We start from the raw sequence: 25,154 nt of genomic DNA on the forward strand, positions 1-25,154 counted from the left end.
ACTCAGCCGCAGGCGCGCGTGCAACTGCGGTAGCGTACTTCACACGCTTGCTGGCGTTCGGCGCGCCGGGCACGGAAGGCCTGGGCTTCTGTCGGGCGCAGCTGCTCCGCTTGCGCGTTGACATTCCTGCCGGCGGCAACGTAGGGATTGCTGCTGGGTTTCATCGACAAGATGGGGCTGGTGTCGTTTTCCGTCGCGCCTTGCACTTGCGCGCGACAATCCTGGCGTGCCGACGCGCACACAGGTGCGCACAAGCCCGCCTCGGGGATGGCCTTCGGCGCGTCGCGCTTGTTTTGCACCTGTACTTGCGCATGCGCAGGCGCTGTCAGGGCCAGGCAGGCCAGCAGTATCAAAGGGCCGGCAACTTTCAGCATGAACACTCTCCACGTTTCCGCGCACAACCCCATGGCTGCGCACCGGCCGCTCACTATACATCTTGATAATTTTTTTGACCAGGGCGCCATGTCCGTTTGCCACGCCCGAAACCCGGTGTTACAGTCAATGCACTGGACAGCAACGGAGGCGGGCATGAAACGGGTCACTGGCATCGGCGGCATCTTCTTCCACGCGCAAGACCCGGCCGCGCTGCGCGCCTGGTACCAGCGCCACCTGGGCCTGGACGTGCAGCCGTGGGGCGGGGCCGCCTTCAGCTGGACGGATGCCGATGGCCAGCCCACGGGCGGTACCACCATCTGGTCCGTGGCATCAGCGGACAGCGGGCAGTTCGCGCCCGGCAAGGCTGCCTTCATGGTCAATTACCGGGTCGACGACCTCGACGCGCTGCTGCAAGCCTTGCGCGACGAAGGCTGCACGGTGCTGGAGAAGGCGCCCGAGTCGGAATATGGCCGGTTCGGCTGGGTCATCGATCCCGAGGGCAACAAGGTGGAGCTGTGGCAGCCGCCCGAGGGGCAATAGGCCAGACAGGCGCCAGATCAGCGATAATATCGGCTCTGCCAACCATTCTATTTATTTATGCGCGACATTATTGCTGGATTTCTACGCTTCCAAAAAGAGGTTTTTCCCGCGCGCCGCGAGTTATTCAAGACCCTGGCCACGGGACAAACCCCGAAGGCCCTGTTCATTTCCTGCTCGGACAGCCGCATGGTGCCGGAACTGGTGACGCAGCGCGAGCCAGGCGAACTCTTCGTGATCCGCAACGCGGGCAACATCGTGCCCTCGTACGGCCCGGAACCGGGCGGCGTCAGCGCCACGGTGGAATTTGCCGTGTCCGCCCTGAACGTGAGCGATATCGTCATTTGCGGCCATTCCGATTGCGGTGCGATGAAGGCGATCGCCACCTGCGCCTGCCTCGACCACATGCCGGCCGTGCGCAGCTGGCTGCACCATGCCGACGCAGCGCGCATGATCAACGAGTCGATCGAGCATCCGACGGAACAGTCGCGCATCGACGGCATGGTACGCGCCAACGTGGTGGCGCAACTGAATAACCTGCGTACCCATCCCTCGGTGGCGCTGGCCATGGCGCAGAACCGGCTGACCCTGCACGGCTGGGTGTACGACATCGAGAACGGCTCCCTCGACGCGCTCGACGAGTCGACCGGCAATTTCGTTCCGCTGGCGGAACACCCGGCCTCGCAGCTGTAATCGGCTGCGAGCATCCGCACCGCCACGGCAGGGGGCTGCGCCCAGCGCTTCCCCTGCCAGTTTTTGCTCCCTCCGGTACAATCCCGCCTTATGTATATCGATTCCCATTGCCATATCAATTTCCCCGAGCTGGCCGCTCGCATGCCCGAGATTCTCGCCAAGATGGCCGAGAACAAGGTGACGCACGCGCTGTGCGTGTCCGTCGACTTGCCGGACTTCCCGCAGGTGCTGGCTTTGGCCGAGCAGTATCCGCACATTTTCGCTTCCGTCGGCGTGCATCCCGACTACGAAGACACGCCTGAACCGTCCGTGGAAGACCTGGTGCGCCTGGCCGACCACCCGAAGATCATCGCCATCGGCGAGACGGGCCTCGACTATTTCCGCCTGACGGGCGACCTCGAATGGCAGCGCGAGCGTTTTCGCACGCACATCAAGGCGTCAAGAATCACGCGCAAGCCCTTGATTATTCACACCAGAGCGGCCAGTGAAGACACCATCCGCATCATGCGCGAAGAGGGCGCGGGCGTATCCGACGGCGGCGTGGCCGGCGTCATGCATTGCTTTACGGAATCCCTGGAAGTGGCGCGCGCCGCCATCGACATGGGTTTCTACATTTCCTTTTCCGGCATCGTCACGTTCAAAAGCGCGAAGGATTTGCAAGCCGTGGCGCTGGAAGTACCGCTCGAGCGCATCCTGATCGAGACGGACTCGCCGTATCTGGCGCCCGTGCCGTTCCGCGGCCGCATGAACGAACCGGGCTACGTGGCCCACGTTGCGGAGTACCTGTCGACCCTGAAAGGCATCCCGCTGGCCCAGGTGGCGCAGCAGACGACGGATAATTTCTTCAAGCTATTCAATCAGTTGCCATAATTTCTTAAGGTAAAACATGATGAAAAAACTCGCGCTGGCGATGCTGCTGTGCTGCGCCACCGCCAGTCATGCGGCGCCGGATCCGGACAGCTTCTTCCGTGCCGTCTCCGTCAACAACGCCAGCGGCGTGCGCAGCATGCTGGCGGACGGCATGAACCCGAACCAGCCTGATACGCAGCGCGGCGACATTCCCCTCGTGCTGGCCCTGCGCGACGATGCGGACAAAGTGTTCAAGTTGCTGCTCGACGCGCCCGGCATCGACCTCGAAGCGCGCTCGGCCAATGGCAACACGGCGCTGATGATGGCCGCCTACAAGCACAAGCAGGACGCCGTGAACGCCTTGCTGGCCAAGGGCGCCAAGGTCAACCAGAGCGGCTGGACGGCGCTGCACTATGCGGCCTCGGCCGGCGACTTGCCCATCATGAAGATTTTTCTGGAGCGCGACGCCGTGGTCGATGCGCGCGCGCCGGCCAGCGTCACGCCGCTGATGTTCGCCGCCCGCGAAGGGCAGGAGGGCGCCGTCAAGCTGCTGCTGTCCTGGGGCGCGGACGCCAGCCTGAAAAGCGATCATGGCTGGACGGCCGCGCAGTTCGCGCAGGCGGGCGACAAGCCCGGCGTGGTGGCCATCATCGAAGCGGCACAGAAGGCGCGCGCTGGACGTAAATAAGGACATGTAAGTAATCTTTCCAGCAATATTTTCCATGCCAGCGCTGAAACTGGCATGGAATTGCCTCTCACCTCAGCCCTTTGTTCTCCCTGCCGATTAACGATAATGATTGTGTCGCATTAATCAGGAGATCGTCGCATGGGCCATCACATCAACGTCAGGCGCCGGCTGGTTTGTCGCCGCCCCGCGCGCAGCCCGTGCGATATCACTGCTTTCTGGAATGACAAAACCGATCAGCCATCGGAGCCAGACTCCAAGAGGACAGACATGCTGAATGAACGAGAAATCGAGAGTTGTTACCTGGGGCAATTTATCCCCGTCCATTACCATCACAATATGTTGATGGACCAGAACCGCATGCACGGGTTCAAGTCGGCGATCGATTACGCGGTGAAGCCTGGCATGAAGGTGCTGGAACTGGGCGGCGGCACGGGCGTGCTGTCGTGGTTTGCGGCCGCGCGCGCCGACAAGGTCTGGTGCGTGGAATTCAATCCGGACATGGTCAAGGAAGCGCGCAAGATGCTGGCGCTCAATCCCAACGGGGAAAAAGTCGAAGTCGTGCACGCGGACGCCTTTGAATTCCTGCCGCCCGAGCCCGTCGATGTGGTCATTTGCGAAATGATCCATGTGGGCATGCTACGCGAAAAGCAGGTGGAAGTGATCGAATCGTTCAAGCGCCGCTACCTGGCCCGTTTCGGCGGTCCGCTGCCCATCTTCCTGCCCGAAGCCGTCATCATGGCCGTGCAGCCGATGCAGCAGGAATATGACTTCGAGGGCTTTTACGCGCCCATCGTGCAATTCCAGGAAACCGCGGCCATCCACCCGGGCGTGCAGGAACTGGCGCCGCCTGCCGTGTACAGCATCATCGACTTCAGCCAGCCGACGGACAGCGTATTCGGTTTCGACGGCAAGTTTGTCGTTGAGCGCAGCGGCACCCTGAACGCCTTGCGCTTCGTCACCAAGAACATCCTGGCCGTGGTGCCCGAGCGCTCGACCACCATCGACTGGCTGAACCACTACATGTGTCTGCCGCTGGCCGCGCCGGTGGCCGTGAAGGCGGGCGACGTGCTGCAAGTGAGTTTCCAGTACCGCGCGGGCGGTTCGATCCCCTCGCTGGAAGCGTCGATCCGCGCCCAGGTGATCTACGATGTCAACTTGCAGCCAGTAGTACAGAACGCCGTCTACGCCTGAATTTCATTGATGTAAAGGCAACGCCGCAGCGATTTCGTCCTGCGGCGTTTGTCCATTCAGGGTATATTCCGTCTTTTACCCACTGGACAGCTTTATTATCATGGAACAGATCGATCAGCGTTACCTCGTGCAACAGAACAAAATCAGCGATGGCGAGACCAAGCCGCCCGTGTTTGCCAAGGTAATGCGCAGCAAGGAAGGCGTGTTTGAAGGCGTGTCCTTCATCAAGTCGAAGGAAAAGGCCTCCATCCTGACCATCGAAGAGGCCAACCAGGCCATCAAATGGGCCGGCAGCAAGAAGCCGAATGCGCATGAGTACATCACGAAAGTGATTTGCGTCGGCCAGTAAGCTGCGCGCCAACTACCGCTCATCCCCGTTTTTATCCAGTCCATCCCCGCATGGTGCAGTTCATCGCATGGTCGTTGCCGCCGTGGCGGCGCTTGACTATAGTGCTGTCACGGTAGCGGGGCAAGCACGGCTTGCTCCGCACATTTTATTCGAGGGGAACGCGATGCTGGGATTTGTGCTGTGGTTGCTGCTCTTGCTGGTGTGCTGGCCCCTGGCCTTGCTGGCGCTCGTGCTGTATCCGCTGGCCTGGCTGCTGTTGCTGCCATTGCGCCTGATCGGCATCGGCGTGGAAGGCGTGTTCGAACTGCTGCGCGCCATCGTCATGCTGCCGGCCCGCGTGCTGGGCGGCGGCCGGCGTTGAAATTTACTTCCCAACAATAAAAAATGGCGCCCTTGGCGCCATTTTCATTTCTCTCACTGTGCTGCTTACAGGTCGACCATGAAACCGGCGCCGATCGATTTCTGCGAATAGTTGTAGTCGATCAAGCTCTGGCCATAGCCGGAAAACAGTTGCAGATAGCCTTTCAGGTTGGCTTTCAATGGGAAAGCCCAGCTCGCCTGCATGGAACCATGTTTCTTGCTGAAATTGCGGCGGGCCGTCACGGCATACTCGTGACCCTTATTGCGGTAGCTCACGCGCAAGTCGCCATGTCCCATGTAATCGGTGATGTCGATATTGTCATTGTCGGACTTGCCATTGTCGAGGCGGTGCCAGACGCGCGTCGTGACGGCCAGGTTGTCTTTTTCCACGCCCAGCTCGGCATACACGCGGTTCCAGCTGCGCGACAGGGTCGAGGTCTGGCCATTCGACTGGTGCACCACGCCGAAATTCAGGTAATTGAATTCCACGCCGGCAAAGTTCTTGTTGATCGGCAAGACCAGCATCAATTCCGGCTGATAGTTGGTCTCGCGGAAGGGGCTCGAAGCCTTGCGGTTATACGCCTGCCAGAAGCTTTGCTGCGTGTAGCCGAACCACATGTCGATGGGCGTGCCGGCGATGTCTTCCAGCAACTTCATCTTGAAGCTCAGCTGGAAGGTCAATTCCACGTGCTGGCTCTTGACGCCGCCTGGCGTGAAATCCTGGAACGGCTCGTCGTTCGAGGCGTCGCTGTAGTTGGCCAGCAGCAGATAGGTGTCGCGGTGCGGGCGGAAGTTGAACAGGCCGCGCTTCGAGGCATCGTTGAGTTCCCACGATTGCTGCGTGCGCGAAATCGGTGCTTCCGGCGGCGCCGCGCCAGCCTGGGCGATGGCGGGAATGGCGGCGTTGACGGCGTCCGGCGTGGCCACGCCAGGCGGGCTGACAAGCGTGAGGGGGGCGACCTCGGCGGCCGCTGCCAGGGTCACTGCCGCTGCGGCGGGATCGCCACCGGCGGCGATGGTGGCCTTTTCCGCCGCCTTGGCCAGGGTGTCGAAGCAGCCCAGACGGGCGCTGGCGTCACCGAGCACGGCGCAACGTTGCATTTGCTGTTCCAGTTCGCCGGCCATGGCCAGAGCTGGCGACGCCAGCAGGGAGGAGAGAATTATTTTTCTTAGTCGGATAGTCATAGGCTGAGTGGGGCATGTCATTCGGTGCGCACCTGGGCTGGCATGCCGGCGGCGTCGCCTTGCACGAAAATTTACGGTGCGTGTTGATTTTGATTAATCTTTACTGGATTAATAAAGTTGAAAGTATAGCCGAAACTCTTGTTTGTCCTGTGCAGCGCGCGTGCGCGTTAGTGTGAGTGTTGCGCGCACGGTAAAAACGGGTCACTGGACGCCCTCCAAATCGATGTCTGCTACACTGAAAAACCGACGCAAACCCGGTCGTGCCGGGGTAAGCCATGGAGATTGTGATGACCCGCAAAACACCTATCGAGCGCTACCGAAACATCGGCATCAGCGCCCATATCGACGCCGGCAAGACCACCACCACCGAGCGCATCCTTTTCTACACCGGGGTGAATCACAAGATCGGCGAAGTGCACAATGGCGCCGCCACCATGGACTGGATGGAGCAGGAGCAGGAACGGGGCATCACCATCACCTCGGCCGCCACCACGGCGTTCTGGAAAGGCATGGCCGGCAACTTCCCCGAACACCGCATCAACATCATCGACACGCCCGGCCACGTGGATTTCACGATTGAAGTCGAACGCTCGATGCGCGTGCTCGACGGCGCCGTGATGGTCTACGATGCCGTTGGCGGCGTGCAGCCGCAATCGGAAACCGTCTGGCGGCAAGCCAATAAATACCACGTGCCGCGCATCGCCTTCATCAACAAGATGGACCGGGTGGGCGCCGATTTCCTGCGCGTGCGCAAGCAGATCGGCGAGCGTCTGAAAGGCGTGGCCGTGCCCATCCAGCTACCCATCGGTGCCGAAGAGCATTTCACGGGCGTGATCGACCTGTTGAAAATGCGCGCCATCACCTGGGACGACGCCAGCCAGGGCGTACAGTTCAGCTATGGCGAGATTCCCGCCGAACTACGGGAACAGGCGCAGGAATGGCACGACAACATGGTCGAGCACGCGGCCGAAGCCACCACCGAGATGACGGAACGCTACCTGAATGGCGACACGTTCACGGAAGCGGAACTCAAGCACGCCTTGCGCGCGCGCACCATCCGCAACGAGATCGTGCCCATGCTGTGCGGCAGCGCCTTCAAGAACAAGGGCGTGCAGGCGATGCTGGACGCCGTCATCGAATACCTGCCGTCGCCGATGGAAGTGCCACCCATCATGGGACACGACGAGCACGACAACGAGGTGGAACGCCATCCGACCGACGACGAGTACTTTGCCGCGCTGGCCTTCAAGATCATGACGGACCCGTTCGTGGGGCAGCTAACCTTCTTCCGCGTGTATTCGGGCGTGGTGAACTCGGGCGACATGGTCTACAACCCCACCAAGAGCGCGCGCGAACGGCTGGGGCGCATCTTGCAGATGCATGCGAACGAGCGCAAGGAAATCAAGGAAGTGTATGCGGGCGACATCGCCGCCGCCGTGGGCCTGAAAGCCGTGACCACGGGCGACACCCTGTGCGCCATCGACCACATCATCGTGCTGGAAAAGATGATTTTCCCGGAACCGGTGATTTCCCAGGCGGTCGAACCGAAGACCAAGCCCGATCAGGAAAAGATGGGCATCGCCCTGAACCGGCTGGCGCAGGAAGATCCGTCGTTCAGGGTGCATACGGACGAGGAATCGGGCCAGACCATCATGTCGGGCATGGGCGAATTGCACCTGGAAATTTTGGTCGACCGCATGCGGCGCGAATTCGGCGTGGAAGCCAATGTCGGCAAGCCGCAGGTGGCGTACCGCGAAACCATCACGCGCACGGTGGACGATATCGAGGGCAAGTTCGTCAAGCAGTCGGGCGGACGGGGCCAGTACGGCCACGTGGTGCTGAAACTCGAACCCTTGCCGCCAGGTACCGGCTACCAGTTCGTCGACGCCATCAAGGGTGGCGTGGTGCCGCGCGAATTCATTCCCGCCGTCGACAAGGGCATCGCTGAAACGTTAAAGGCCGGCGTACTGGCCGGCTACCCGGTCGTCGACGTGAAGGCTACCTTGACGTTCGGTTCCTACCACGACGTCGATTCGAATGAAAACGCGTTCCGCATGGCCGGCTCCATCGCCTTCAAGGAGGGCATGCGCAAAGCGTCGCCCGTGCTGCTCGAACCGATGATGCAGGTGGAGGCGGAAACGCCGGAAGAGTTCATGGGCAACGTCATGGGCGACTTGACGGCCCGGCGCGGCATGGTGCAAGGTGTCGACGACATCCCCGGCGGCGCGGGGCGCATCGTCAAGGCGCTGGTGCCGCTGGCGGAAATGTTCGGTTACTCGACAACGCTGCGTTCGCTGACCCAGGGCCGCGCCACCTACACGATGGAATTCAAGCACTATGCGGCCGTGCCCAAGCATATCCTCGACCAGGTGGCGGCGGCGGGCAAAGCGAGGTAGGTCGGATTAGCGGGGCCGCCGAGGCGCGCAAGCGCGTAATCCGACACCACCACCGGCTGTGGCAACAATGTTGTCGGCTTACGCGCTGCGCGCTAACCCGACCTACGCTCAATGGCTGGCGTACAGGGCTTTCCCATTTTCGGTGCCACTGTTACATTCACTGCCAGTCCACCAACACAGGAGAGAGCATGGCCACCACAGAACAGAAGCAGGAAGGACAGCACCGCGACAGCAGCGACTTTGTCATCACGCAAACCTTCGACGCGCCGCGCGAACTGGTATTCCAGTCGTGGGTGGAGCCGGAGCGCCTGGCCCAGTGGTGGGGGCCAGTCGGCTTTGAATTGAGCGTGCTGGCGCTGGACTTGCAGCCGGGCGGCGTTTTCCACTACGGCATGCGCGCCGACAATGGCTACGAAATGTGGGGCAAGTTCACCTACCAGCAGATCGAAGCGCCGGAAAAGATCGTCTCGATCCTGTCATTCGCCGACCAGCAAGGCAATGCCGTGCAGCACCCCGTCAGCGCCACCTGGCCGCTGGAATCGTTCAATACCATGACCCTGACCGAGGAAAACGGCAAGACGACGATGACGTTACGGTCGACGCCGCACAAGGCGACGGATGAGCAGCATGAGACTTTCCTAGAAGGGCATGAGTCGATGAAGCAGGGGTTCAAGGCGACGTTTGGCCAGCTGGCCCAGTACCTGGCGCGTGTTCAGTGATTGTATTGTTTTGAACGGCGGGCCGGAGCCGCGGGCCTGAGAAAATGGCCATGGCTGCGTTGCTTGGGCTCGCCGTACTAACCGTACTGTCTTCGCCCGCGCGCCTTGCCCTGGCCATTTTTCAGGCCCGCTGGGCCCGGGGAACCCTTGTTTGAGGCGCGGGCCTGTTCTTGCTATCGTTGCCAGTTGGCGGTTGAGGGACGTCTGCTTTCGCCCCGAAGCGGACGTCCGAGAAAACAACTATGGGCTAGCTGCATGGAAGCTTTTCAATCTCCGCCAACACAGTCCCCGATGATCCAAAGCCCTGAGCGCAAGCCATCAGTTCCATCTTTGTAGCAAGTGGCACTTTAGCCAGATGGTAGACACAATGATCCAAAGCCATCTCCCATTCGCCATGTCCATTCAAGCTTTCGCATGTTCGAAAAACTTCGCTAGACAACGCCTCATGCAATTTCGACAGTAGCAAGCTAAATTGAGTGGACTCGTCCATGCATTTCTCCTTTAAATCGAACGTCCGCAGTTGGCCGAACCCGGCCAAGGGCGTGCAGGATAGCGGTTTGCCTAACTGTAAAACGCACTGATTCTCACTCCAGGCTGGCGCCGCCCTTGAGCGAAAGGGCCGCATTTCCATGCACGCGTGGCCGTTTCGCAGCGGGGAATCAGTTTTAATTGCATAATTATAATTATTAAAATGCCCTCCACCCCTTCTACGGTGTCACGAGCTGCGCAGAAGCGCTGCCTTCGGGGATAAGCAGGGCGAAGTCGTAGCCGTTAATCAGGTTGAACATTTCAATGTCGCCCCCCGCCAGTTTGCGCGAGTCTGGCCGCAGTGACCGCAGATCAAACAGAGACCAACTGCCGTCGGTGGCGCCTGCACTGGCCAGCAGTTTGAAGGCCGGGCTGTCAAGTTCGACTGGTGCCGGCTGATATGGCTTGCCAGCTCCCGCGAATCTCAGTTGCGTCCCCTTCGCCGCCAGCACGATCAGGTGCAGCGAGGTATGGCCCTGGCCTTCGGCGCGTTCAGCCAGAAAGTTGCCAATGTCACGATTGTTGAGTGGATTAATACCCTTGTATGCGTGATTGGCGCCGACCTTGACCAGCAGCTTTTGCTCTTGCATGCCGAGCCGGGTTTCCAGGGTCCGCTTTAACAGCGTCAAACGCAGGCGGTTCGATAGGGCGCGATCGCCGGGCACTTTCGAGGCGCTTTTCTGATAGATGGCGCGGGTGGCCAGCAATGCATCGAGCAGGCCTCGCGCGGTGTGCTCTTTGGGGCTGGCAAGTAGTGGGCGCAACGAGGTCAGGTCCTCGGTTGAGGCCGACAGTATGAAGTACTCGAAGGGATTGCCGGTGGCTGCCGCCTTTTGAGAAGCGACAGCTTCCATTTGACGCAACGCTTCCAGCTTCGCGCGGGCGGCCGGATTAACCGGCTGGGCCAGCATCAGGGTGATCAGGTATTTGGCCGCACCGATGAATTCCTGATCGATGCCCCAGTGCTCGAAGCGCGGTCCTGCGGCCCGGGCAAAGCCGGCGAGCATCTCTGCTTCCTGGCGCATGGTGTAGAAAGCAATGGAGTCCGGATAGGTGGCGTCGAATCTGCCGATGGCCGCAACCGCGTCGGCGCCCTTGAGCATCGCTTCGAGCGCGCCCGTCACGGCTGGACCATTTTCAGTGACCAACGTCGTGAAGCCGGCAGGGGGCAAGGCATTGAAGTAGGCGGATGAAAACTGGGCAATCTCGGCGACACCGTGATTCTCGCCGAGGAGGACGTACTGCGCCTGGCGCGAAGCTTGCAGCAGCAGTGCCGCACCGGGTCCCGATAACGTGCCTTTGTCAACGGTGATAGCGAGCCGGCCAGCGGTGAGTTTTTCAAGGACGGCGGTATCGGCGACGGCCGAACCGGCAAAGCCGAGCGTCAGGGTGGCGGCAAGGAAGGCGAGACGGAAGAGCATAGTAGTGTGGGCCGGTCAGGGTGGTCAGTGAGAGAGTCGACAGTGTGAACTGTCGCTAGCCAGGAACGTCGGCTCCTGGCCGCTTGCCGTCCTTGGCTGGTTCTGCCCTGAAGCGTATTGATACGCTATCGAGCGAAGTGAAGTTCGAACTTAATTCTTTCTTGATGGCCAGATAAAAGCTATCGTTGCGCAAAATATACCGACAAAGGCAGCACGCCCCCAATCGAACTCATGAGCTTCCCCAAGGAAGCGCGTGTAAAGCAATGCTCCAGTCGCAACGCCCAAACCAAGGCTGACGAACTGTGGAAATGTTTTTTTCATATGTACCCTCAATGATGCGATCTGAATCGCCACTATTTCAATACACACTGCTGCCGAAGGTGTACCACTCCAGGCGCGAGAATTTGGCAACGACCTCGTTTGGACGGTAGTGGCCGACTGCGGCATTGAGCATAACGAATTAGTGAGCGAGAAAAGTCACGCATTGTCACGCATTGTCACGTTAACGTGACTGGCCGCTTCTGGCGTCACGACTCATCGCGCTCGGCATCGCGCTCGCGGCAGCTCAGGGACGCATAGTGCGCCTTGGGCACCTTGTTCTTGATCGCCACTTCGCGCAGTGCCTGTGCAAAATCGACATGATCGGTCAGGGTGCAGCGGCTGGCGCGGGCGAACTGTTGCAGATTCTTGAGGCTGCCATGGACTTTCAGCGTGATCCCGACGCCGGGGCTGACGCAGCAGCCTATGTATTTGTCGATGTATTCTTCTTCGATCAGCACCAGTTCGTGGCCCATGAACGGCACTGGCTTGTCCAGCAGGTAGTAGTCGGTGTAGTCGGCGCGCTGGCGCGGCGTCTTGCTGACCAGGCCCGCGTGCTGGTAGGCGCGGATGGCCTGGCCGGACGTGCCCGTGCGCTCGGTCGTGCCCTTTTTGAGCTGCATGGCATGCAGCAAGCCGCTTTCGAGCGAGTGGGTATCGGCGGCGAACGCCAGGGCGGAGCAGGTGGCAAGCAGGGTGAAGGCGAGGGCGCGCTTCATTTCGCCTCCATTGCCAGCATCTGTTTGATCACCGGCAAGATCATCGGCCACGCATTCGACGTGGCCGCAATCTCGTCATAGTGGCTGGCGCCGGGCAAGATCAGCACTTCTGCATGGTCGCCGGCCAGCTTGGCTTTGGCCGCATAGTCATGCGCGACTCTGGGCGGGGAGATGGTGTCGAGTTCGCCCGTGGCCAGCACGGTGCGGCTGCCGTTGGGCATCAGGTCGGCGGCGTTGGTGTCGCTGTAGATGTCGGGACGCTCAGTGCTGGCGCTGCCTGCCAGTTGCGCGATGTCGCGCTCGCAACTGCTCTTGATCAAGTCCTTTTCATGGCGCAGGTCGGCCAGGCCGCCCAGGCTGAGGATATTCTTGATTGGCAGGAAGGTGTCGCGGTACAGGGGGCTGCTCTTCGGCAGTTGGTCCCTGCCGGCGATCCATTGCACCAGCTGGCCGCCGGCCGAATGGCCGATGGCGACGATGCGCTTCACGTCCAGCTGGTATTCGGGCGCGTGCTGCTGCAGGCTGTCCAGCGCCGCGTGCATGTCTTCATACGTGCCCGGATAGCCGCCGCCCGGCTCGTCGACGCGCCGGTACTCGACATTCCATACGGCGATGCCTTGCGCCACCAGGGCGCCGGCCACGCTGCGCATCTGCTTGATGCCGCCAAAGGCCACCGTCCAGCAGCCGCCATGCACCAGCACGACGACGGGAAACGGTCCGCTGCCCTCGGGCCGGAACAGTTGCGCGTATTGCGACGGCGCGGGGCCATAGGCGATCTGCGCCGTGGGGGCGGGGCCGTTCAGGGCCAGGTAGTCGTCCAGGCTCATGGGGGCGGCGACGGCGCCGTGGACGCAGGCGAGCAGGGCGGTGGCGATCAGGGAGGATGGCAGGGACGTGGGCATCGTTGGTTTCGCTTGAGAAGAGAGCAACACTTTAGCATAGGGCCGCGTGGACGCCGGGATCAAGCGGCACGCTGTTTTCCTCCTGCAAGAGGGGTGCCCCATGGTATATTCCGGGCATCAGTTTTCCCCATATCGACACGGTGCACGCAAACAACATTCTTTCCTTGCTGGACGCCGAGCATAGTGCGCTGGGCAGTATCGCGGCAGGCGCCGACCCGGCCCATGCATTGGAGCATTTGTTGCTGGCGTTGCAAGACCTGGCCGATGGCGGCGCGCATGCCTGCCTGCTGCTCATCGACGAGGCCGACCGCTTTTGCGGCTTGGCCGCGCCCAGCCTGCCACAAGACCTGTGCCTGGCCTTGCGCCACGGCGGCGAACAGCCTTCGCCGTTCGGTATGGCGGCCTTTTCCGGCGCGCCCGTGTATTGCGGCGACATCACGCGCGATGTGCACTGGAGCGCGGGCCGCAAGGAAGCCATGCTGCACGGCTACCGCGCCTGCTGGGTCGCCCCCGTGTTCGGCGCCAAGGGGCATATCCTGGGCGTGCTGGGCCTGTTCTTCCCCGCGTCATGCCATCCCACGCAACCGGAAATCGAACTGCTGGCGCTGGCCGCGCGCGTGGCCGCGCATGTCATCGAGCGGGGCCAGCTGGAAAGAGCGCTGCACGACAGCCGCGAACACTTTCATTACGCCATCGAACTGAACACGCAAGTACTGTGGACGGCCGACACCGACGGCAAGCTCGACTATGTGGCGCAGCGCTGGCGCGAATGGACGGGCGGCAATGGCCTGGGCACCAGCTGGCTGGACGCCATCCACCCCGACGATGTGGCCCATTCCCTGGCGGCCTGGAGCGAAGCGCTGGGCAGCGGCCAGCCGCTAAACCAGGAGATGCGGGTGCGCCGCCAGGATGGCCGCTACCGCTGGGTGCACTCGCGCGCGTATTGCCGGCTCGACGAGCGGGGCCAGCCCGTGAAATGGTATGGCTCGTGCGAAGACATCGACGAGCACTGGCAGGCGCGCAATGCCTTGCTCGACAGCGAGGCACAATTCCGTTCGCTTGCCTCGACCATGCCCAACCAGGCCTGGCTGGCGCATGGCAGCGGCGCCACCTACTGGGTCAATGAGCAGGTGTGCGAGTACACGGGGCAATCGCTGAAGTCGCTGGTCACCAGCGGCTTTCGCCAGTGCGTGCATCCGGACGACGTGCAGGCCACGCAGACTAGCTGGGAGCGGGCCGTCGCCACGGCCAGCGCCTACGAACACGAGTTCCGCATGCGCCGCGCCAGCGACGGCGCCTACCGCTGGTTCCTGGCGCGCGCCTTGCCCCTGTTCGACGAGGCGGGCACGGTGCTGCGCTGGGTGGGCACGAATACGGACGTGCAGGAACATAAAAACGTGCTGGAAAAGATGGCCTACCTGAATTCCTCGCTGGAAGTGGAAATGGCCAACCGCACGGCCGACCGTGACCGCATGTGGCGGCTGTCGACCGACATCATGCTGGTGGCGGACCTGGCCGGCATGATCATCGCCGTCAATCCCGCCTGGAGCAAGATCCTGGAGCGGCCGGAAATCGAATCGCTGGGCATGGATTTCATCAGCCTCGTGCATCCGGACGACCGCATGGCGGCCTTGCAGGATTTGTCGCGCCTGGCCCATGGCGCGCCCACCTTGCGCATGGAAAACCGCTACCGGCGCCGCGATGGCGGCTACCGCTGGATTTCCTGGACGGCCGTGCCGGCGCAAAAGCTGATCCACGCCATCGGCCGCGACGTCACCGATGAAAAAGAGGCGCGGCTGGCGCTGGTGCGCAGCGAGCAAGCGTTGTTGCAGGCGCAAAAGCTGGAATCGATCGGCAAGCTGACGGGCGGCGTGGCCCACGATTTCAATAACGTGCTGCAAATCATTTCCGGCAATTTACAGTTGCTGAAACTGACGGTGGCCGATAATCCTCAGGCCGCCAGACGCCTCGATTCGGCCGCCTCGGCCGTCGAGCGGGGCGCCAAGCTGTCGTCGCAACTGCTGGCCTTTGCGCGGCGTCAACCGTTGAAGCCGCTAGTGACGGACCTGGGCCGCCTGCTACGCCGCATGCATGAGCTGATCCGCCGTGCCTTGGGCGAAGCAGTCACCGAGGAAACCTTCATCAGCGACGGCTTGTGGCATACCCTGGTCGACCCGAACCAGATGGAAAACGTGCTGCTGAACATGGCCATCAATGCGCGCGACGCGATGGAAGGGGGCGGTCGCCTGACGTTCACCTTGAGCAATGTCACGCTCGATGCCGCCTACGCCAGCCTGCATGCCGACGTGCTGGAGGGGCAATATGTGTTGCTGACCATCACCGACACGGGCCATGGCATGGAGCGCGACGTGATCGACCAGATTTTCGAACCGTTCTTCACCACCAAGCGCGAAGGCGAAGGTACGGGCCTGGGCCTGTCCATGGCCTACGGCTTCATCCGCCAGAGCGCGGGCCACATCAAGGTGCACAGCGCGCCCGGCGCCGGTACGACGTTTAAAATTTACCTGCCCCGTTCGCTGGAAAAGCTGGCCGAACCGCCAGCGGACCTGACGGGCCCGGTGCTGGGCGGCGGCGAGACCATCCTCGTGGTGGAAGACGATGCGCCCGTGCGGCACACGGTGGTCGACATGCTGCGCGGCCTGGGCTACGACGTGCTGCATGCGGACGACGGCGCCTCGGCGCTGGCCCTGCTGGGCACGGGCGTGGCCATCGACCTGCTGTTTACGGACGTGGTCATGCCCGGTCCCGTCAGCAGCAAGGAGCTGGCGCAGCAAGCGCGGCTGCTGCTGCCGGAGCTGGCCGTGCTGTTTACCTCGGGCTACACGCACAACGCCATCATGCAGGGCGGGCGCCTGGACCCGGGCGTGGAGCTGTTGAGCAAGCCTTACCAGCGCGAAGACCTGGCGCGGCGCATCCGCCATGTGCTGGCCGACCGCCGCCTGGTGGGCGCGCCCGACCCGTCGGGGCGACGCATCCTGCTGGTGGAAGACAATGACGATGCGCGTGAAATGACGACCGAGATGCTCAATATGCTGGGGCATACCGTGCATGGCGTGGCCAGCGCCGAGGCAGCCTTGCCCCTGCTGGCCATGCCGGGCCTGGAAGTGCTGGTGACGGACATCAGCCTGCCCACCATGTCCGGCCTGGAACTGGCGCGCCATGCGCGCGCCCACTGGCCGCAATTGGAGGTGGTGTTTGCGTCCGGGCACGACTGGGGAGCAAGCCTGATGCAGGACGCCAGCGCGCGCTTCCTGCGCAAACCGTTTGGCCTGGAAGAGCTGGCCGGCGCACTGAAGGCGCGCCGGCAGGATGTTTACTAGGTTGGCGCCTGCAGGGCTTGCTGCAATTGCTCGACGGTAAATGGTTTGACGAGGAAGCGTGCGGCCGGATCCAGCACGCCGGAATTGGCCGGCGCATGGCCGGTGGAAAAAACCACTTCCAGTTGCGGCCGCTCGCGCGCCACCAGTTCGGCCAGCTCGACGCCTGACATCTGCGGCAGGCTGATATCGGTCAGCAGCAGTTCCAGTCCCGGCGTGCCCAGCAGGGGCAATGCTGCCTCGGCCGTGCCCACGGCCTGCACCGTGTGTCCCAGCATGGCCAGCAGTTCGCTCGTCATGGCGCGCGCATCCGCATTGTCTTCCACCAGCAGGATATGGCGTCCTGCCGGCAGCGCCGGCGCAGCTTGCGGCGCCAGCTGCGCGCGGTACTGCTGCAGCGCCGTCACGTGGCGGCCGTTGGCCAGCAGGTGGCGGATGCGCCGCGCCAGGTCTTCGCGCCGGTACGGCTTGCTCAACAACTCGACGCCCGGCTCCAGGCGGCCGCCCTGCATGATGGCGTCCTGCGTGTAGCCCGAGGTAAACAGCACGGCCAGATGCGGCAGCAGCAACCGGGCCTGGCGCGCCAGTTCCGTGCTGGCGACCTTGCCAGGCATCACCACGTCCGTAAACAGCAAATCGATGGGGACGCCGCTGCCGACGATGGCCAGCGCGCTTTCGCCATCGCTGGCGCGCAGCACGCCATAGCCGAGGCCGCGCAACATGTCCACCACCGTCGTCTGCACCTGCACGTCGTCTTCCACGACGAGTATGGTTTCCTTGCCACCGAGAACGGGGCCGCTCAATTGCAGCGGCAATTCCGTTTCCGCTTCGAGCGAGCGCGGCAGGTAGATGCGGAAGGTGCTGCCATGGCCGGGCACGCTATCCACCGTCAGGTGGCCGCCGCTCTGGCGCAGGAAGCCGTACGCCATGGACAGGCCCAGGCCCGTGCCTTCGCCTTCCTTCTTCGTCGTGAAGAACGGTTCGAAAATCTTGTCCAGCAAGTCGGCGGGAATGCCCGTGCCTGTATCCGAGACGGTCAGCTGCACGTAATCGCCGGGCGCCACGTCCGCATGGCGCGCCGCATAGTCGCTGTCCAGCACGCTGTTGCCCAGTTCGATGGTCAACTGGCCCTGGCCATCCATCGCGTCGCGCGCGTTGATGGCCAGGTTGAGGATGACGTTTTCCAGCTGGTGCGGGTCGACCAGGGCGCGCCAGCAGTCGTCGGCCAGCAGCAAACGTGTTTCGATGCTTTCGCCCGTGGCGCGCCGCAGCAGCTCTTCCGTCGAACGCAGCAGTTGCGCCAGGTCCGTCACCAGCGGTTTCAATGGTTGACGCCGCGCAAAAGCCAGCAGCTGGGCCGACAGCTTGGCGCCCCGTTCCACGGCGTCCGAGGCGCTGGCGATGCGTTTGGCGGCCAGCGGGTCGTCGTCCAGGGTCATTTGCAGCAGTTGCAGATTGCCCGAGATAATTTGCAGCACGTTATTGAAATCATGGGCCACGCCGCCCGTCAGCTTGCCCAGCGCTTCGAGTTTTTGCGATTGCAGCAGGGCCATCTCGCTGTGGCGCAACGATTCCCGCATGCTGCGCAAGGTGCTTTGCGCTTCCTTTTCCAGCGTGACATGGCGCCCGGTGGCAAACACCAGGTCGCCTTCGGGCGCCGCTACCCACGACAGCCAGCGGTGGCCGCCCTCGCGGTGCCGGTAGCGGTTTTCAAAGCTGGGCATGGCTTCCTGCGTCACGTGCGCCAGCGCCAGGCGCGTGGCGGCGGCATCCTCGGGCAGCACGAAGTCGAACAGGCTGCGGCCCAGCATTTCCTCGGGCAGCCAGCCCAGGATGGCGGCCGAGGCCGGGTTGACGGCGGCAAAGCAGCCGTCGGCATCGATGGCCACCATCAGGTCTTGCGCGCTGCGCCACAGCCGCTCGCGCTCGCTGTTGCGCGCGGCCAGGTCCGCTTCCAGCTTCTTTTCCACGGTGATGTCACGCGCGCTGCAATACACCTTCTCGCCCTCGGGCACGGCCACCCACGACAGCCAGTGCCAGCCGCCCAGCTTGTGGCGGTAACGGTTTTCGAAGCGCAGCGCCGGCTGGCCCTGGTTGGCCGCCTCCCAGGCCGCATGGGTGCGCGGCAAATCGTCCGGGTGGACCAGTTCCAGGAAGCGCGTCGTGCGGATTTCCTCCACCGACCAGCCCAGCGTGGCTTGCCAGGCGGGGTTCGAGTGCTCGAAATAGCCGTCGAGGTTGAGCACGCCCAGCAAATCGGGGCTGACGTTCCAGGTGCGGCCAAATTCGCGCGTGCGCTCGGCCACCTGCATTTCCATGCTGGCACTGAGCGCGCGCAAGCGCGATTCCGCCTGCGCCCGCAAGATGGTCGACCAGACCCGTTCCGACACTTGCACCGCCAGTTCGATCTCGTCCGCATGCCACAGGCGCGCCGCGCGGCTGTGCACGACGAACAGGGCGCCCAACCGGCCCTCCTTGGCGATGGGAATGTTCAGGAAGGCACGGATGCCCAGGCGCGCAAACGTGGCCAGCGCGGCCGGCGTGGCCGTGCGCGGGTCGCTGGCCACATCGCTGACGGCCAGCGCCTGGCCCGCGGCCAGCGCATCGGCCAGGCGGGCGGCATAGTCGCCAAGGAAATATTCGCCGGCGGCACCGGGCGCCAGGCCATCGCTCCACGCATGCTGCAGGGTGGAGCATTGCAGGGTCTGGTCGATATCGAAACAGGCCACTTGCTGTGCGCCCAGGCGCTGGCCCAGCAGCTGCGCCGACAGCGAGAGGATGTCGCCCGTGTCTTGCAGCAGCCGCAGCCGGCGTTCCAGTTGCAGCAAAAAGGCCACGCCGCTGGTGCCGGCCTGACTGCGGGGGGCAGGTGTGCTGCTCATGCCGGCCTCAGCTGCCGGCCAGGGGCAGGGTGACGCTGAACAGGGCGCCATTGCCGGGCTGGCTTTGCAGGGTGATGGCGCCGCCGTGCGCATCGACCAGCTGCTTGGTGATGAACAGGCCCAGGCCCAGGCCGCCCGTGCGGTCCTGGTGGATGACCCGCTCGAAAGCGTCGAAGATGCGTTCCTGATCGCGCGCATTGATGCCAATGCCATGGTCGCGCACTTCGATGACGGCGCTGTTCTGCGTGTGCGCCAGGCTGATTTCCACGGGCTGGCCCTGGCCGTAGCGCACGGCATTGCTGATCAGGTTGACAACGATCTGCTCGACGCGGAAGGCATCCCAGAACCCCTGGATCGGCTCGAAGGCCATCACTTCCAGCACGCTGCCCGTCGTGGCCGCATACGGCGCCAGGTCGTCCGCCACCCGGCGCACGAGGCTGGTCAGGTCGACGGCTTCGCGGCGGATCGACAGCTTGCCGCTGGTGATGCGCGAGACATCGAGCATGTCGTCGATCAGGCGCACCATGCTGCGGATTTGCCGCCCGTCGCGCGCCACCATCTTGTTCAGCTTGTCCGGCTCGAAGGCGGCCAGGTTGCCCCGTTCCAGGTTGACGGTGCGCATCTGCGTTTCCAGGAACAGCGTATTTAATGGCGTGCGCAGTTCGTGCGCCACCATGGACATGAATTCGTCGCGCAGGCGCAGCGAGCGCTGCAGCTCCGCCTGCGTGGCACGTAATTCTTTCAATAACGCTTCCTGCTGCTGGCGGCTGTGTTCCAGCGCCTGCACCTGGCGCCGCGTCTCGCTGCGTTGCTGGTGCAGGGCCACGAAGACGTTGACCTTGCTTTGCACGGCATTGATGTCGAGCGGCTTGTGCAGGAAGTCGACGGCGCCGCTTTCGTAGCCCTGGAAGGCGAAATTCATTTCCTTGCCGGCCGCCGTGACGAAGACGATGGGGATGTGGCGCGTCTTTTCCGTGCCGCGCATCAATTGCGCCAGCTCAAAGCCATCCATTTCCGGCATTTGCACGTCGAGGATGGCCAGCGCGAAATCGTGTTCCAGCAGCAGGGCCAGCGCCTCTTCGCCCGAAGAGGCTTGGTAGACGCTGCGGTCGCTCTCGCGGATCAGCGCATTGAGCGCGCGCAGGTTTTCCGGCAAATCGTCGACGATCAGCAGTTTGGTGCTTGTTTCATTCATCATGTTTCATTCCTGGCATGACCATGCCGTCCAGCGTAGTGGGAAGCGGCGTGCGACGGCGCACGCTTGCGGTAGAGCTTTTCGGCACCCGGCAATGGCTCGAAGTCGGCGGAAAAGCGGGTGAAATGTGTGCTTTCCTTGCTGCCCAGGCCCAGGAAACCCCGATGGCACAGCGAGTCGTGGAACAGGCCCAGAGCCCGTTCCTGCAAGGTTTTATTGAAGTAAATCAGTACGTTACGGCACAAAATCAATTGCGTTTCAATAAAGACGCTGTCCGTGGACAGGCTGTGATCGGCAAAGTTGATCCGGTCGAGCAGGCGCTGCTGGAAATGCGCGGTGGCATGCTCGACCGTGTAGTACTCGGCCAGCTGGCCCAGGCCGCCTGCGGCCAGGTAATTGTCGCCGTAGTCGGCCATGCGGTGCAGCGGATATACGCCGCGCGCGGCCGTGGCCAGCGCTTGCGGGTTGATGTCGGTGGCGTAAATCGTGCTGCGCTCAAGCAAGCCTTCCTCGTGCAGCACGATGGCCAGCGACAGCGCCTCTTCGCCCGTGCAGCAGCCGGCGACCCAGAGCGTCGGCGACGGGTAGGTTTTCAGCACGGGCACCACCTGTTCGCGCAAGGCGCGGAAAAACGCCGGGTCGCGGAACATTTGCGTGACGGGCACGGTCAAAATCTGCAGCAGCTTGCCAAAGGCGGCCGGGTCGTCCAGCACCAGTTGCTGCAGGGCGGGCAGGTCGGCGCAATGCAAGCGCTCCAGCGCCTGGTTCAGGCGCCGGCGCTGCGAGGGTAACGAGTAGTCGCGAAAATCATAGCTGTAGCGCTGACAGATCGCGTCCATCAGCGCATGCAGTTGCGCGTCCGTGGTGCGCAGGGACATCACATGCGTTCCATCTTCGGCATCCACACGCGCAGCAGCGAATACAAACGGTCCAGGTCGATCGGCTTGGCCAGGTAATCGGACGCGCCCGCCTGCAGGCATTCTTCCTGGTCATTTTTCATGGCCTTGGCGGTAATGGCGATGATGGGCAGCTTGTTGTAACGGCCATCGGCGCGGATCAAGCGCGTCGCTTCCAGGCCATCCATGCCCGGCATCATGACGTCCATCAAGACCAGGTCGATATCCTCCACGCTGTTGAGCTTGCTGATGGCTTCGAAGCCGTTGCGGCCGATTTCCACCACCACGCCTTTCTGTTCCAGCGCATTCGTCAGCGCAAAGATATTGCGCACGTCGTCGTCCACCAGCAAAATCTTGCGGCCTTCAAACACGCGTTCGCGGCTGCGCACCTGCTGCAGCATGCCCTGGCGCTCGCTCGACAGTTCCGACTCCACCTTGTGCAGGAACAAGGTCACTTCGTCGAGCAGGCGTTCGGGCGAGCGGGCGCCCTTGATGATGATCGAGCGCGAGTATTTCATCAGGTCCGCCTCTTCCTCGCGGCTCAGGTTGCGACCCGTGTAGACGATGACGGGCGGGAACGAGCACAGTTCTTCATGTTCCATGCGTTCGAGCAATTCGTTGCCCTGGATATCGGGCAGCTTCAAGTCGATGATCATGCAGTCGAAAATCTGCGTCTTCAGCAGGGCCAAAGCCTGCTCGCCCAGCGCCACGGCCGTGATTTCCACGTCGTCGTCGCTGATCAGGTGCACCACGCTTTCGCGCTGGCGTTCGTCATCTTCAACCAGCAGGATGCGCTTCATCTTTTGCGTGAATTTCGATTCGAGCTTGCGGAACACTTCCTTCAACTGATCGCGCGTGCGCGGCTTGGTGGCATAGCCGATGGCGCCCAGCTGCATGGCTTCCTGCATCTGGTCATTGCCAGAGACAATGTGCACGGGAATGTGGCGCGTCAGCGGGTTTTCCTTCAATTGCTGCAAGACCAGCAAGCCCGGGCGGTCCGGCAAGCCCATGTCGAGCAGGATGGCGTCGGGCAGGAACTCTTGCGCCAGGCGCAAGCCTTCGTCGGCGCCGTGCGCCACCAGGCAGCGGTATTGCATTTCATGCGCGAGGTCGAACAGGATGCCGGCAAACGACGGCTCATCCTCGATCACCAGCACGGAACGCTGGCCCGTCTTGCCTGGGGGCGCGCTGTTCCGGTCATCCTGGAAGGTGGGCAGCGGCACGGGCTTGGCGGCTGGCGCCGCCTTGGGCACTGCGGCGATTTTTGCGGGCACCTGCGGCGCGGCGACGGGCACGCTTGCCGCTTCCACGGCGCGTTCCGGCATGACGGCCGGCAGCACCAGGGTAAACGTGCTGCCCTGGCCTGGCGTGCTGGCCAGCTCGATGCTGCCGCCCAGCAAGGCGGCCAGATCGCGCGAAATCGACAGGCCCAGGCCCGTGCCGCCATAGCGGCGGCTGGTGGTGCCGTCGGCCTGGTGGAAGGCGTCGAACACCTTTTGCTGCTGCTCGTCGGCGATGCCGATGCCGGTATCTTGCACCTGGAAGCGCACCTGGCCCGCCGCATCGGTGTTCACGTGCAGGGACACGCTGCCCGTATCGGTGAATTTGATGGCGTTCGACAGCAGGTTTTTCAGGATTTGCTCGAGGCGCTGGCGGTCGCTGACGAAGGACGGCGGTGCGTCCGGCGCCACGCTGATATTCAACGCCAGTTTCTTTTGCTGCGCCTGGGCGCCGAACAGCATCTTCATGCCGCTGAGCAGTTCGTCAAAGGGCACGGCTTCCGGCGTCAATTCCAGCTTGCCCGCCTCGACCTTGGAAATGTCGAGGATATCGTTAATGAGGGTCAACAAATCATTGCCGGCCGAATAAATGGTTTGCGCAAACGTCACTTGCTCCGGCGTCAGGTTGCCGCTGCTATTGTCCGACAGCAGCTTGGACAGGATCAGCGAGCTGTTCAGCGGCGTGCGCAGCTCGTGCGACATGTTCGCCAGGAATTCGGATTTGTAGCGGCTGGCACGCTGCAGCTCTTCCGCGCGGGCTTCCAGCTGGGCGTGCGCCTGGCCGATGGCCATGTTCTTCTGGTCCAGCGACAGCGCCTGCACGGCCAGCTGTTGGTTCGACTGCTCCAGCGCCGCTTTTTGCTCTTCCAGGTGGGCTTGCGACTGTTCCAGCACGCGCGACTGCTCGCCCAGCTCTTCATTGGCCGTGCGCAATTCTTCCTGCTGCACTTCCAGCTCTTCATTCAGTTGCTGGGTTTCTTCCAGCACATTTTGCAGGCGCTGGCGGTACAGGGCCGCTTCCAGCGACGTGCCGATATTGGCTGCAATCAGGTCCAGCCATTCCTTGGTGCGGGCGCTGACGGGATGCGTAAAGCCCAGTTCGATGACGCCGTTGACGACACCTTCATTGTTGACGGGTGCCAGGATCAGTTCCAGCGGCGCGCCGCTGCCCAGGCTCGAGGTCACGGTCAGATAATTGTCGGGTAATTGCCGCACATGCTTGAGGCGTTTTTCGCGTGCGGTCTCGCCCACCAGGCCTTCACCCAGCTTGAAGACCTGTTTTTCTTTCACGCCCTGTTCATTGAAGCCGTACACGGCCGTGCGGCGCAGGCTGCCATCCTCGTCGACGACGTACAGGGTGGCGACGGCCACGTCGAGGCGGTGGGCCAGGAAGTCGAGCACGTGCCGTCCCAGTTGCGGCAGGCCCAGCTGGCCACTCGTATGGGCCGCCAGCTCCGTCTGTCCCGTGCGCAGCCAGGCTTGCTCCTGCAGCACCTCGTTGTCCTTGCCGCGCTGCTCGAGCGCATCGTTGTAGATGTCGGACAGGCGCAGCAGTTCGCGCCGGCCCAGGTAGGCCAGCAAGCCGGACATGCCCAGGCTGAGGATCAGGAACACCACCACGGCCAGTATGGTGCGGCCCTCCGCCGTGTCGGACCGTTCCTGGCGCAGCCGTTGTTCCATGGACAGGAAGGCGAGGAATTCGCGGCGGATTTCATCGAATTCCTGCTTGCCTTCACCTTGGCGCACGCGAGCAAGGAATTCCTGGTTGCTGCGGCGCTGGGCGATCACGCCTTCCGCATACTCCATCCACTGGTTTTGCAGCGCGCGGATGCGGCGCAGGCGGTCCGTCTGGATGGGACTGTCGGACACGAGATCCAGCAGGGTCGTCATTTCCACGGCGATCTTGGCCTTGCCCGATTTATACGGCGCCAAAAACGTTTCGTCGCCCGTCAGCAGGTAGCCGCGCATGCCCGTTTCCAGGTCGACCGACAGCTTCATGACTTCATTCGCATTGCCGATCACCCGTTCCGAATGCTCGACCGAGCGCAGGGCCGAGAGCAGGTAGGCGATCAGGCCGACAAACACGAGGGCGGTGACGACCCCGATGACCAGCGGCAAGGTCACGTTTCGGGCGAGGATGCGGCGAAAGCTGAAGGAATCGATCGGGGTCTTGGTATTCATCATGTCCGTGGTAGGCTGTCGCGAAAAAACAATTTTAATTGAAATGCAAGTTTTCTGAAGCTCAAACAAAGCGTGCGCTAGCATAACAGCCTTGCGCTCAATTGCCGACTTGCAAGACGCTGCAAAGCGCGATAGCACACAGATAAAATTTA

21 protein-coding genes are annotated in these 25,154 nt (G+C 62.5%); 10 read left to right on the forward strand and 11 right to left on the reverse strand.

Going from position 1 to position 25,154, the window contains the following annotated elements; all coding sequences use genetic code 11:
• Positions 1-2 precede the first annotated feature (2 nt).
• A complete protein-coding gene (locus CLU93_RS24435; protein WP_099763704.1) occupies positions 3-374 on the reverse strand; it encodes a hypothetical protein in 372 nt (123 codons plus the stop codon).
• Positions 375-528: 154 nt separating this feature from the next.
• On the opposite strand from CLU93_RS24435, the gene CLU93_RS24440 reads away from it, so the two are divergent.
• From CLU93_RS24440 to CLU93_RS24470, 7 genes are all read left to right on the forward strand, one after another.
• Positions 529-915, forward strand: coding sequence for a VOC family protein (locus CLU93_RS24440; protein ID WP_099763705.1), 387 nt, complete (start codon positions 529-531; stop codon positions 913-915).
• Positions 916-972: 57 nt separating this feature from the next.
• Positions 973-1,605: a carbonic anhydrase gene (locus tag CLU93_RS24445; protein WP_096235528.1), complete on the forward strand. Its 633-nt coding sequence runs from the start codon at positions 973-975 to the stop codon at positions 1,603-1,605.
• A gap of 90 nt (positions 1,606-1,695) precedes the next feature.
• The gene (locus CLU93_RS24450; RefSeq protein ID WP_071077254.1) at positions 1,696-2,475 is read left to right on the forward strand and encodes a TatD family hydrolase; all 780 of its coding nucleotides are present in this window, start codon (positions 1,696-1,698) and stop codon (positions 2,473-2,475) included.
• A 16-nt stretch (positions 2,476-2,491) separates the two neighbouring features.
• On the forward strand, positions 2,492-3,142 hold the full coding sequence (locus CLU93_RS24455) for an ankyrin repeat domain-containing protein (protein WP_099763706.1): 651 nt from the start codon (positions 2,492-2,494) through the stop codon (positions 3,140-3,142).
• Positions 3,143-3,409: 267 nt separating this feature from the next.
• Positions 3,410-4,333: a methyltransferase domain-containing protein gene (locus tag CLU93_RS24460; protein WP_099763707.1), complete on the forward strand. Its 924-nt coding sequence runs from the start codon at positions 3,410-3,412 to the stop codon at positions 4,331-4,333.
• Positions 4,334-4,433: 100 nt separating this feature from the next.
• Complete coding sequence (locus CLU93_RS24465) at positions 4,434-4,682, forward strand: hypothetical protein (RefSeq protein ID WP_096235524.1); 249 nt, start codon at positions 4,434-4,436, stop codon at positions 4,680-4,682.
• Between the two features lie 163 nt (positions 4,683-4,845).
• Positions 4,846-5,043: a hypothetical protein gene (locus CLU93_RS24470; protein WP_096235523.1), complete on the forward strand. Its 198-nt coding sequence runs from the start codon at positions 4,846-4,848 to the stop codon at positions 5,041-5,043.
• A gap of 65 nt (positions 5,044-5,108) precedes the next feature.
• Here CLU93_RS24470 and CLU93_RS24475 read toward each other — a convergent pair whose 3' ends face one another.
• On the reverse strand, positions 5,109-6,143 hold the full coding sequence (locus CLU93_RS24475; RefSeq protein WP_243420234.1) for a phospholipase A: 1,035 nt from the start codon (positions 6,141-6,143) through the stop codon (positions 5,109-5,111).
• A 371-nt stretch (positions 6,144-6,514) separates the two neighbouring features.
• Between CLU93_RS24475 and fusA the strand changes: the two genes are divergently transcribed.
• Entirely contained in the window at positions 6,515-8,623 is a 2,109-nt protein-coding gene (gene fusA / locus CLU93_RS24480; protein WP_099763709.1) for an elongation factor G, read from the forward strand.
• A gap of 188 nt (positions 8,624-8,811) precedes the next feature.
• A complete protein-coding gene (locus CLU93_RS24485) occupies positions 8,812-9,342 on the forward strand; it encodes an SRPBCC family protein (RefSeq protein WP_099763710.1) in 531 nt (176 codons plus the stop codon).
• 247 nt (positions 9,343-9,589) lie between these two features.
• Here the strand turns inward: CLU93_RS24485 and CLU93_RS24490 are convergent, their stop codons facing one another.
• The 5 genes from CLU93_RS24490 to CLU93_RS24505 form a co-directional block, all read right to left on the reverse strand.
• A complete protein-coding gene (locus tag CLU93_RS24490) occupies positions 9,590-9,832 on the reverse strand; it encodes a hypothetical protein (protein ID WP_143451805.1) in 243 nt (80 codons plus the stop codon).
• 217 nt (positions 9,833-10,049) lie between these two features.
• Positions 10,050-11,291, reverse strand: coding sequence for a hypothetical protein (locus CLU93_RS24495; protein ID WP_099763712.1), 1,242 nt, complete (start codon positions 11,289-11,291; stop codon positions 10,050-10,052).
• 150 nt (positions 11,292-11,441) lie between these two features.
• On the reverse strand, positions 11,442-11,612 hold the full coding sequence (locus CLU93_RS28330; RefSeq protein WP_180287932.1) for a hypothetical protein: 171 nt from the start codon (positions 11,610-11,612) through the stop codon (positions 11,442-11,444).
• Between the two features lie 206 nt (positions 11,613-11,818).
• The gene (locus CLU93_RS24500; protein ID WP_099763713.1) at positions 11,819-12,328 is read right to left on the reverse strand and encodes a hypothetical protein; all 510 of its coding nucleotides are present in this window, start codon (positions 12,326-12,328) and stop codon (positions 11,819-11,821) included.
• Positions 12,325-13,230 (reverse strand): alpha/beta hydrolase, encoded by a 906-nt coding sequence (locus CLU93_RS24505; RefSeq protein ID WP_099763714.1) that lies wholly within the window; start codon positions 13,228-13,230, stop codon positions 12,325-12,327. Before CLU93_RS24505 ends, CLU93_RS24500 begins: the two co-directional genes overlap by 4 nt.
• A gap of 140 nt (positions 13,231-13,370) precedes the next feature.
• On the opposite strand from CLU93_RS24505, the gene CLU93_RS24510 reads away from it, so the two are divergent.
• The gene (locus tag CLU93_RS24510; protein ID WP_257225081.1) at positions 13,371-16,571 is read left to right on the forward strand and encodes a PAS domain-containing protein; all 3,201 of its coding nucleotides are present in this window, start codon (positions 13,371-13,373) and stop codon (positions 16,569-16,571) included.
• Here CLU93_RS24510 and CLU93_RS24515 read toward each other — a convergent pair.
• Genes CLU93_RS24515 through CLU93_RS24530 form a run of 4 tightly spaced genes read right to left on the reverse strand, consistent with a single transcriptional unit; the run spans position 16,568 to position 25,002 of the window.
• A complete protein-coding gene (locus CLU93_RS24515) occupies positions 16,568-19,450 on the reverse strand; it encodes a response regulator (RefSeq protein WP_180287933.1) in 2,883 nt (960 codons plus the stop codon). The two genes, CLU93_RS24510 and CLU93_RS24515, sit on opposite strands and share 4 nt — an antisense overlap.
• Positions 19,451-19,457: 7 nt before the next feature.
• Positions 19,458-20,648 (reverse strand): hybrid sensor histidine kinase/response regulator, encoded by a 1,191-nt coding sequence (locus tag CLU93_RS24520; RefSeq protein ID WP_099763717.1) that lies wholly within the window; start codon positions 20,646-20,648, stop codon positions 19,458-19,460.
• Positions 20,645-21,523: a CheR family methyltransferase gene (locus CLU93_RS24525; protein ID WP_099763718.1), complete on the reverse strand. Its 879-nt coding sequence runs from the start codon at positions 21,521-21,523 to the stop codon at positions 20,645-20,647. The genes CLU93_RS24520 and CLU93_RS24525 overlap by 4 nt, the downstream gene beginning before the upstream one ends.
• Positions 21,523-25,002, reverse strand: a complete 3,480-nt coding sequence (locus tag CLU93_RS24530; protein ID WP_099764585.1) for a response regulator — start codon at positions 25,000-25,002, stop codon at positions 21,523-21,525. Before CLU93_RS24530 ends, CLU93_RS24525 begins: the two co-directional genes overlap by 1 nt.
• Between the last annotated feature and the right edge of the window lie 152 nt (positions 25,003-25,154).

It is taken from the genome of Janthinobacterium sp. 35 (assembly GCF_002754575.1).
In the GTDB taxonomy this organism is placed as follows: Bacteria; Pseudomonadota; Gammaproteobacteria; order Burkholderiales; family Burkholderiaceae_D; genus Janthinobacterium; species Janthinobacterium tructae.